This is a genomic window from Cellulomonas algicola (assembly GCF_003851725.1).
GTDB classification, from domain to species: Bacteria; Actinomycetota; Actinomycetes; order Actinomycetales; family Cellulomonadaceae; genus Cellulomonas; species Cellulomonas algicola.
Genome location: NZ_BHYL01000166.1, coordinates 1 through 9,622 on the forward strand (window position 1 = coordinate 1; position 9,622 = coordinate 9,622).

General features: G+C 74.5%; 8 protein-coding genes. 3 read left to right on the plus strand and 5 right to left on the minus strand.

Going from position 1 to position 9,622, the window contains the following annotated elements:
- Positions 1–95 precede the first annotated feature (95 nt).
- The 4 genes from hpaE to CTKZ_RS11410 all read right to left on the minus strand — a co-directional run bounded on the left by hpaE (position 96) and on the right by CTKZ_RS11410 (position 5,650).
- A complete protein-coding gene (gene hpaE, locus CTKZ_RS11395; protein WP_124343055.1) occupies positions 96–1,664 on the minus strand; it encodes a 5-carboxymethyl-2-hydroxymuconate semialdehyde dehydrogenase in 1,569 nt (522 codons plus the stop codon).
- A gap of 3 nt (positions 1,665–1,667) precedes the next feature.
- Entirely contained in the window at positions 1,668–2,441 is a 774-nt protein-coding gene (locus tag CTKZ_RS11400; protein WP_268904338.1) for a GntR family transcriptional regulator, read from the minus strand.
- Positions 2,423–3,925 (minus strand): fumarylacetoacetate hydrolase family protein, encoded by a 1,503-nt coding sequence (locus CTKZ_RS11405; protein WP_124343056.1) that lies wholly within the window; start codon positions 3,923–3,925, stop codon positions 2,423–2,425. Before CTKZ_RS11405 ends, CTKZ_RS11400 begins: the two co-directional genes overlap by 19 nt.
- A gap of 72 nt (positions 3,926–3,997) precedes the next feature.
- On the minus strand, positions 3,998–5,650 hold the full coding sequence (locus CTKZ_RS11410; protein WP_124343057.1) for a thiamine pyrophosphate-binding protein: 1,653 nt from the start codon (positions 5,648–5,650) through the stop codon (positions 3,998–4,000).
- A gap of 158 nt (positions 5,651–5,808) precedes the next feature.
- Here CTKZ_RS11410 and CTKZ_RS11415 point away from each other — a divergent pair, with 158 nt between their 5' ends.
- Positions 5,809–7,713, plus strand: a complete 1,905-nt coding sequence (locus CTKZ_RS11415; RefSeq protein WP_124343058.1) for an FAD-binding monooxygenase — start codon at positions 5,809–5,811, stop codon at positions 7,711–7,713.
- 60 nt (positions 7,714–7,773) lie between these two features.
- Here CTKZ_RS11415 and CTKZ_RS11420 read toward each other — a convergent pair whose 3' ends face one another.
- The gene (locus CTKZ_RS11420; protein ID WP_124343059.1) at positions 7,774–8,667 is read right to left on the minus strand and encodes a phenylalanine 4-monooxygenase; all 894 of its coding nucleotides are present in this window, start codon (positions 8,665–8,667) and stop codon (positions 7,774–7,776) included.
- Between the two features lie 108 nt (positions 8,668–8,775).
- Between CTKZ_RS11420 and CTKZ_RS11425 the strand changes: the two genes are divergently transcribed.
- The gene (locus CTKZ_RS11425; protein ID WP_124343060.1) at positions 8,776–9,246 is read left to right on the plus strand and encodes a GNAT family N-acetyltransferase; all 471 of its coding nucleotides are present in this window, start codon (positions 8,776–8,778) and stop codon (positions 9,244–9,246) included.
- 174 nt (positions 9,247–9,420) lie between these two features.
- Positions 9,421–9,622: hypothetical protein (locus CTKZ_RS22200; RefSeq protein WP_210766394.1), on the plus strand; the 202-nt coding region annotated here is incomplete at its 3' end.

The following is a 9,622-nucleotide window of genomic DNA, read 5'->3' on the forward strand; positions in this document are numbered from 1 at the left end:
GGCGACGTGGGGGTCGGGATGAAGCGCGCGCTCGCCGGGCGACCGCCCGGCGGCGTGGGGGTGGCGTTCACGTCGTGCGCCCTCTCTCGTCGGGTTCAGCGCGGGTCGGGGTCGTCGAGGTCGGTCGGCGGGTGCGGGGCGACCTTGCCGAACGTCGGGTTGTGCACGGGGCCGAGCGTCACGTGCACGGCCTGCTGGTGCGTGTAGAAGTCGATCGAGCGGTACCCGCCCTCGTGACCGAGCCCGGACGCCTTGACGCCGCCGAACGGCGTGCGCAGGTCGCGCACGTTGTTGCTGTTGAGCCAGACCATCCCCGCGTCGACGCCGTGCGCGAACGTGTGCGCCCGCCGCAGGTCGTTCGTCCACACGTAGGCCGCGAGCCCGTAGCGGACGCCGTTCGCGAGGGCGAGCGCCTCGGCCTCGGTGTCGAACGGGGTGATCGCGACGACGGGCCCGAAGATCTCCTCCTGGAAGATCCGCGCGTCGGGCGGCACGTCGGCGAACACGGTCGGTGCGACGTAGTTCCCGGTGGGGAACCCGTCGGGGCGCCCGCCGCCCGCGACGAGCCGCCCCTCGGTCTTCCCGATCTCGACGTACGACATGACCTTGTCGACGTGGTCGGGGTGCACGAGCGCGCCCACCTCGGTCGCGGGGTCGTGCGGCGGGCCGACGACGACGCGCCGCGCCTGCGCCGCGTACCGCTCGACGAACTCGTCGTACACCGACCGCTCGACCAGGATCCGGCTGCCGGCGGTGCACCGCTCCCCGTTGAGGGAGAACACCCCGAAGATCGTCGCGTCGACCGCCGCCTCGAGGTCCGCGTCGGCGAACACGACCGCGGGGGACTTGCCGCCGAGCTCCATCGACAGGCCCTTGAGGTGCGGCGCCGCGTTCGCGAAGATCAGCTGGCCCGTGCGACTCTCGCCCGTGAACGAGATCAGCGGCACGTCCGGGTGCCGGACCAGGGCGTCGCCCGCCTCCTCGCCGATCCCGTGCACGAGGTTGAACACGCCGGTCGGCAGGCCCGCCTCGGCGAAGATCCCCGCCCACAGCGACGCCGACAGCGGCGTGAACTCCGCCGGCTTCAGCACGACCGTGTTGCCCGTCGCGAGCGCCGGGCCGAGCTTCCACGACTCGAGCATGAACGGGGTGTTCCACGGCGTGATCAGCCCCGCGACCCCGATCGGCTTGCGGTTCACGTAGTTCAGCTGCCTGCCCGGCACCTTGAACGCGTCGTCCGCCTGCGCCACCACCAGGTCCGCGAAGAACCGGAAGTTCTCCGCCGCCCGGCGCGCCTGCCCGAGCGCCTGCGTGATCGGCAGCCCCGAGTCGAAGCTCTCCAGCTCCGCCAGCCGCGCGTCGCGCGACTCGACGACGTCCGCGACCCGGTGCAGGACGCGCGAGCGCTCGCGGGGGAGCATCCGCGGCCACGGCCCCTCCTCGAACGCCCGCCGGGCGGCCGCGACGGCGCGATCGACGTCGGCCGCGGTGCCGCGCGCGGCACGCAGGTACGTCCGGTTGGAGACGGGGTCGAGCACGTCGAACGTCCCGCCGTCGGTCGAGTCGACGTCCTCGCCGCCGATGTGGTGCCGCACCCGGTCCGGCAGGTCCGCGGGCACGTGCGCTTCCGCCGGTGCGCCGGGTCGGTCGTCCGTGGTGGCCATCGCTCACCTCTCCGGGGATGTCGCACCGGCGGGCGCCGGCGCCTCGTCGGGGTGCTCGCGGGCCAGGTAGGCCGCGAGCGTCGCGGACCGGTGCGCGCGCGCCGCGCGCTCGACGTCGGCCGGCGACGCACCCGACGCGACGAGGTCGAGCAGCGCCTCGTGCTCCCGCACGGACTCGCGCGCCCGGTCGGGCACGAACGTGAACGTCGAGTCGCGCAGGTGCCCGAGCCGCGCCCACTCGGCGTCGACCAGCGCGAGCAGCCGCGGGTTGGGGCACGCCGCGAACAGGACGGCGTGGAACCGGTGGTTGAGCGACGTGAACGCCCGCGGGTCGAAGTCGTCGAGCTGCTCGACGAGCCGCCGGTTGACGCGCCGCGCCTGCGTCACGTGCTCCGCGGTGAGGTGCGGGGCTGCCAGCGCGGTCGCGGCGCCCTCGAGCATCGCGAGCGTCTCCATGCTGTGCCGGTACTGGGTGTCGTCGATCAGGGACACGCGCGCGCCGACGTGCCGCTCGAACGTCACGAGCCCCTCCGCCTCGAGCCGCCGGATCGCCTCCCGCACCGGCACGACGCTCATGTCGAGCTCGTCCGCGATCGTGCCCAGCACGAGCCGGTGGCCCGGCGCGTACTCCTCGCCCGCGATGCGCTCGCGGAGCCACCGGTACGCCTGCTGCGACTTGCCGGCGCCCGCCGACGAGGCCGCCGCGCCGACGGGCGTCCGCGACCCGGCCGTCGGCGCCCGGCCGGCGGGGGAGGCGTTCACCGGGTGCGGCGCCACGCGTCGTACCTCGCTCTCCACGTCGCGTCCATCGGGAACAGCCCGTCGACCGCGTGCCCGGCGGCGACCTGCTCCGCGACCCACGCGTCCTCCTCCTCCTGCGCGAGCGCGGCGTCGACGACCTCCGCGACCAGCGCCGGCGGGATGACGACGACGCCGTCCGCGTCGCCCACGAGCACGTCGCCCGGCTCGACCGTCGTCCCGCCGCACGCGACCGCGACGTCCGTGTCCCACGGCACGTGCAGCCGTCCCAGCACCGCCGGATGGGCACCCGCCGCGTACACGGGGATGCCGACGGCCGCGACCGCGTCCCGGTCCCGCACCGCGCCGTCCGTGACGATCCCGGCCGCACCGCGCACGTGCGCGCGCAGCGCGAGGACGTCACCGAGCGTGCCCGCGTCCGCCCGACCGCGGGCCTCGATGACGAGCACCTCACCGGGACCGACCGCGTCGAACGCGCGCTTCTGCGCGTTCTGCCCGCCGCCGTGCCGGGCGAACAGGTCCTCCCGACCGGGCAGGAGCCGCAGCGTGCGTGCCGTGCCCACGAGCCGCGTCCCCGGGCGCAGCGGGTGCACCCCGTCGACCGTGACCCGGTCCAGCCCTCGCCTGCGCAGCTGCCCGCTCAGCGCGGCGACCGGCACGCGCGCGAGCTTCTCGCGCAGGTCGGGCGTCAGGGCGCCCGTCTCCCGCTGCGGGTCGAGCCCGGCGGCCGCCCGCGACCCCCACGCCTCGGCGCGCTCGTGGTCGTCGACGGCGGGCAGCGCACCGACGCCTGAGTCGAAGGCGTGCGTCCCCTCGACGACCGTCGTCGCCAGCCGGCCCGTCGTCGGCGAGCCCGGTGCGTCGGGCGCGTCCACCTCCACCTCCACGACGTCGCCCGGCCGCAGGACCGACGACCCCGCCGGCGTCCCCGTGAGGATCACGTCGCCCGGCTCGAGCGTGAGGTGCTGCGACAGGTCGGCGACCAGCTGCGCGAGCGGGAAGATCAGCCCTGCGGTCGTGTCGTCCTGCCGCAGCTCACCGTTGACCCACGTCCGCACCCGCAGCCCCGCCGGGTCGAGCGGCGCGGCGTCCAGCAGCCGCGGACCGAGCGGCGTGAACCCGTCCCCGCCCTTCGACCGCAGGTTCGACCCGCGGTCCGCCGCACGCAGGTCGTACAGGCCGAGGTCGTTCGCCGCGGTCACCCACCCGACGTACCGCCACGCGTCCTCGACGCGCACCCGCCGCGCCGCCGTCCCGATCACGAGCGCGACCTCACCCTCGAACGCCAGCAGCTCCGTCCCCGCCGGACGCTCGACCGTCCCACCCGACGCCGCCACCGAGCTCGACGGCTTCAGGAAGTACGACGGCTGCGCCGGCCGACGCCCCCGCTGGTCCGCGCGCGACCCGTAGCTCAGGTGCACCGCGACCACCTTCCCCGGGCGCCCCGGGAGCGCGGCGAACCTCGGGTCCACCCCGTCGCGGCTCGTGACCTGCTCGGACATCCGCACCTCGCGCCCTTCGTCTGACGGAACCGGTCGGTCCGCGGGCACCGTGCGCTCGCGGACGCGTGCTGCTCAGCTGTTCGCCCGCACGATCTCCTCCTGGTACGGCGCGACGACGCCGGGCGACACGACGAGGTCGAGCAGCAGGAAGGGGCGCTCGGCGGCGGGGCGCGCGGCCCAGTCGGCGAGGGCGTCGAGGTCGTCGAGCGTCCGCACGGTCACGCCGTGCGCCCCGACGGCGGTCGCGAGGCCCGCGAAGTCGACCGCGGGGATGAGCATGGGCTCGCGCACCAGGCCCTTGCGCCCGTACACGTGCACCTCGGCGCCGTACGCGGCGTCGTTCCACACGACGGCCATCCCGCGCCCGCCCGCGACGCGCACGGCGGACTCCAGGTCGGCCAGCGCCATGAGCCCGCCCCCGTCGCCCGACGTGAGCACGACCGTCGCGTCGGGCCGGGCGAGCGCCGCGCCGACCACGCTCGGGAAGCCCAGCCCGATCGACTGGAACGCGGTGCCGACCATGATCATCCGGTCGGGCGACGCGACGGGCCAGTACATGTTGGCCCACGCGATGAAGTGGCCCCCGTCGGAGACGACGACCCGGTCGGCGGGCAGGAGCGCCGCGATGCGCGCGGCCGCGGAGCGCGGGTCGAGACGCCCGTCGGGCGCGACACCGGTGCCCGCCTCGTGCACGCGCGCGGCGGCGACGTCGACCGACTCGCGCCACCCGCTCGCCGGCACGCCCAGCGCGCCCAACGCGTCCAGGACGGCGGCGGCGACCGTCGCCGCGTCGCCCCGCACGAACCCGCCGACGTGCGGGTGCGTCGCCGCAGGCGCGACGTCCACCTGGAGCACGCGCGTGCCGGGCGCGAACAGCTCGCCGAACCGCATCGTGAACTGGTTGAGGGACGCCCCCACGACGACCGCGACGTCCGCCTCCCGCACGAGGTCCATGGCCCCGCGCGCACCGAACCCGCCGGCCACGCCCAGGTCGAACTCGGTCCGTGGGAAGACGCCCTGGCCCAGCGCGGTCGTGACCGTGAGCGCACCCGTCGCGTCCGCGATCCTCCCCAGCACGTCGCCCGCGCCCGCGAGCCACGCGCCCCGCCCTGCCATGAGCAGGGGCCGCCGGGCCGACGCCAGCGCCGCTGCGACGTCCCGCACCGTCGCCTCCGCGAACGGGCCGCGCGGCGCGAGCGGACCTGGCAGCCGCGGCTCGGGCACCTCGGGCACCGGACCCGCGTCGAGCGTCGCCACGTCGTAGGGGATCGCCAGCACCGTCGGGACGCGGTACGTCAGCGCGTGCTCGACCGCGATCGCCGTCGTCGCCGCCGCGTCGGCACGTCCCACCGTGTACGTGCGAGCCCCGACCGCCGACGCCATCGCGATCTGGTCCACGTCCCACGGGCGCGGCCCCGACGTCGGCTCGTCGCCCACCACCAGCACGAGCGGCACGTGCGCCTGCACCGCCTCGGCCAGCGCCGTCAGCGTGTTCGTGAACCCCGCGCCGTACGTCGTCGTCGCCGCCGCGAGCCGCCCCGACGCCCGGTGGTGCGCGTCCGCCGCGACGACCGCCCCCGACTCGTGCCGCACCGGCGTGAACGTCGCCGACGTCTGCCGCGCGAGCGCGTCGAGGAAGTGCGCGTTGCCGTTGCCCATGACCCCGAACACGTGGTCCACGTGCGCGGCGAGGGTGACCGCGGCGTGCGCGGAGACCGAGGGCATCGCCGACCTCCTCGTCGAGCGTCGGACCCACGCCGTCGTGGGGCCGTCCGCTCGGCACTCTATCCACCGCCGTATACGATCCGCACGAGGGAGGTCCGCGCGACCGACCGGCGCGCCACGCCTCCCACCTCGACAACGACGTCCGGGGGAGTCGCACCATGCAGTTCCACCACCACGGCTACGTCTCGGGCGACCCCCGGGTCCAGCCCGCCGCCGGCGTCGGCCTCGACCGCCCCGACGACCTGCCCGACGAGGTCGACGTCCTCGTCGTCGGCACCGGACCCGCCGGCATGATCGCCGCCGCCCAGCTCTCCCAGTTCCCCGACGTCACCACCCGCATCGTCGACCGCCGCCGCGGACGCCTCGCCATCGGCCAGGCCGACGGCATCCAGGCCCGCAGCGTCGAGACCTTCCAGGCCTTCGGCTTCGCCGGACGCATCGCCGAAGAGGCCTACCGCATCACCGAGATGTGCTTCTGGCACCCCGACCCCGCCGACCCCACCCGCATCGTCCGCGGCGAACGCCCGCCCGACGACCCCTCCGGCATCAGCGAGTTCCCCCACCTCATCGTCAACCAGGCCCGCGTCCTCGACCACTTCGCCGAGTACATGGCCAACGCCCCCACCCGCATGCGCCCCGACTACGGCTACGCCTTCCGCGACCTGCACGTCGCCGACCACGGCGACCACCCCGTCACCGTGCACCTCACCCTCACCACCGGCGACGACGCCGGCACCGACAAGACCGTCCGCGCGCGCTACGTCCTCGGCGCCGACGGCGCCCACAGCGACGTCCGCCGCGCCATCGGCTGCGTCCCCCGCGGCGACAGCGCCTTCCACGCCTGGGGCGTCATGGACGTCCTCGCCGTCACCGACTTCCCCGACATCCGCCTCAAGTGCGCCATCCAGTCCGGCACCGGCGGCAGCATCCTGCTCATCCCGCGCGAGGGCGGGCACCTCTTCCGCATGTACGTCGACCTCGGCGAGGTCCACCCCGACACCCGCGACGCCGTCCGCGCCACCACGATCGACCAGATCGTCGACCACGCCAACGCCATCCTGCGGCCCTACACCCTCGACGTCCGCTCCGTCGCCTGGCACAGCGTCTACGAGGTCGGCCACCGCGTCACCGACCGCTTCGACGACGTCCCCCTCGACCAGCGCGGCACCCGCACCCCCCGCGTCTTCATCGCCGGCGACGCCTGCCACACCCACAGCGCCAAGGCCGGCCAGGGCATGAACGTCTCCATGCAGGACGGCTTCAACCTCGCCTGGAAGCTCGGCCACGTCCTGACCGGCCGCAGCCCCGAGACCCTCCTCACCACCTACTCCGCCGAACGCCAGGTCATCGCCCAGAACCTCATCGACTTCGACCGCGAGTGGTCCTCCCTCATGGCCCGCAAGCCCGAGGACCTCGACCCCGGCGAGCTCGCCGCGTTCTACGTGCGCACCACCGAGTTCCTCTTCGGCTTCATGACGCAGTACCCGCCGTCCATGCTCGTCGGCGACGCCACCCACCAGCGCCTCGCCACCGGGTTCCCCCTCGGCAAGAGGTTCAAGTCCGCCCCCGTCGTCCGCGTCGCCGACGCCAACCCCCTGCACCTCGGCCACCAGCACCGCGCCGACGGCCGCTGGCGCGTCTACGCCTTCGCCGACCGGCCCGCCGCGGGGGAGCGGTCCGCGCTCGCGGACTGGGCCGGCTGGATGGCGACGTCGCCCGACTCACCCGTCCTCGCGCACGCACGCGAGGGCGACGCGCTCGACGCGCTCCTCGACGTCAAGGTCGTCTACCAGCAGCGCCACGTCGACGTCGACGTCACGCGCGTGCCCGCGCTGTTCCTGCCGCGCACCGGCCCGTTCGACCTCGTCGACTACGAGAAGGTCTTCGCGGCACTGCCCGACGACGACGTCTTCGACGCGCGCGGCATCGATCGCGACGGGTGCGTCGTCGTCGTCCGCCCCGACCAGTACGTCGCCGCCGTCCTCCCGCTGGACGCGACCGCCGACCTCGCGGCGTTCTTCCGGCAGCACCTGCTCGTGCAGGGGCGCGAGCCCGTCGCCTGACCTCGTCGGGGGCTGCGCGACGAGCCGCCGCAGGGGCCGGCCCGCCGCGCGCACCGGCCGTCAGACGCGTGCGGCCTCGCGCGCGAGCCGCGCCGGCGTCTCGTCGTCGAACTCCGCGAAGAACCCGCCGACCCGGTCCGTGAGCTCACCCATCCCGTCGCACGCGAACAGGACCGGCTGGTAGTGGCTGATGTCGTACGCGAGCGTCGCCATCTGGTGGAAGTCGACCGGCCGGATGTCCGCACCGCGGAACTCCTCGATCTCCCCGTACGACGACAGCAGCCCAGCCCCGTACGCCCGCAGCTCGCCGCCCTCGTACATCACGCCGAACTCGATCGTGAACCAGAAGACGTCCGCCACGTACTGCAGCCCCTCGGGGGTCTCGCACCGCCGCGCGGCCTCGCCGGCACGCCGCTTGACCTCGGCGATCGCCGGGTTCGCGAGGAGATTGCAGTGCCCGACGACCTCGTGGAGGATGTCCGGCTCGGGCGTGTAGAGCGGCTGCGACGCGTGCCGCAGGTACTGCGTCGAGTGGAAGACCCCGTCCGCGAGCGACCCGTAGAACACGTCGAGCGGCACCAGCCCGGCGGCCGGGTGCAGCCGGAACCCGCTGAGCGGACCGAGCCCCGCGCTCACCTCGTCGAGCTGCGGCACGTGGTCCGTCGGCAGCGCGAGGGCCTCCTTGCCCTCGAGGTACCCGCGGATCGCGAGCCGCTCGTGCTTCGGCGCGAGCTCCCGGCACACCGTCTCCCAGATCCGGTTCTCGGTGTCGGTGTACTCCACGCGCGGCACGGGGTCGCCGGGCCGCCACGCGAGCGCCGGGGCGGCGATCTCGTCGCGTCGTCGCCGGTACTCGTCGTCCTTCGCACCGGGATGGTCGTCCGCGAGGTGAACCCTGGCCTTGCCGTCCTCGTCCGCGGTGACGGGGGCGTACAGCTGGCCCTCTTCGAACATGCGACCCGTTCTACGCCGAACGCCGCGCCGACGCATCCCCCGGTCGTGCGCCCCGGCCGCCGCGGGTGCCCGTACGGGATGCGCCGCCGGCGTCGCTAGCCTGGCGTGATGCCCCCGACGATCCGTCCCTACGCGTCGGACGACGCGCAGGCCACCCTCGACGTGTTCCTCGCCGCGATCCGCGTCACCGCGGCCGCGGACTACACGCCGGAGCAGCTCGCCGCGTGGGCGCCCGACGACGTCGACCTCACGGCCTGGGCGCACCGCCGGGCCGCGCGGCGCACGGTCGTCGCGGAGGTCGACGGCCGCGTCGTCGGCTTCACCGACGTCGACCCGGGCGGGTACGTCGACATGATGTTCGTGGACCCGGCGGTCGGCCGCACCGGCGTCGCCTCGGCGCTCCTCGCGTGGGCGCACGAGACGGCCCTCCGCGACGGCGCGTCGACGCTCACGACCCACGCGAGCCTCACCGCGCGCCCGTTCTTCGAGGCGCACGGCTTCGTCGTCACGGCCGAGCAGCACCCGGTCCGGCGCGGCGTGACGCTCACGAACTTCGCCATGGCGCGCCGCCTGCCCTGACACGTCGTCGCAGGTCGAGCGGTACATCGGGGCGGTAGTACATCAGCCTGGGGACTCTTCAGCGCGCATCTGGGTGCACCCCGATGCGCATTCGTACGCACATCGTCAGGCACGTCTGCGGTCATCTCTCGATCGACGCGATGGATCGATGGGCGCCACGAGCAACGCTGTCTCGTGACCGATCTGACCCAGGCACTCGATTCGCACCGGTGGCGGCCGCCGTCGGCCCGCCTCCACCACCTCTCGACCGAGACAGCACGAGGCGGTTCCACCGTCGCCCTAGGTGTACTGACCCGCTGCGTTGTTGACTCGGTCGATGGGGCGTTGGCCGCCGATGCCGAGGTGGGGTCGGTCCAGGTTGTAGTGCTCGAGCCAG

What these genes read in the sequence shown, in the direction of transcription:
- CTKZ_RS11420 (WP_124343059.1), bottom strand. Translation starts at nt 8,667, where the DNA reads ATGTTCGAAGAGGGCCAGCTGTACGCCCCCGTCACCGCGGACGAGGAC.
- hpaE (WP_124343055.1), bottom strand. Translation starts at nt 1,664, where the DNA reads ATGGCCACCACGGACGACCGACCCGGCGCACCGGCGGAAGCGCACGTG.
- CTKZ_RS11405 (WP_124343056.1), bottom strand. Translation starts at nt 3,925, where the DNA reads ATGTCCGAGCAGGTCACGAGCCGCGACGGGGTGGACCCGAGGTTCGCC.
- CTKZ_RS11415 (WP_124343058.1), top strand. Translation starts at nt 5,809, where the DNA reads ATGCAGTTCCACCACCACGGCTACGTCTCGGGCGACCCCCGGGTCCAG.
- CTKZ_RS11410 (WP_124343057.1), bottom strand. Translation starts at nt 5,650, where the DNA reads ATGCCCTCGGTCTCCGCGCACGCCGCGGTCACCCTCGCCGCGCACGTG.
- CTKZ_RS11425 (WP_124343060.1), top strand. Translation starts at nt 8,776, where the DNA reads ATGCCCCCGACGATCCGTCCCTACGCGTCGGACGACGCGCAGGCCACC.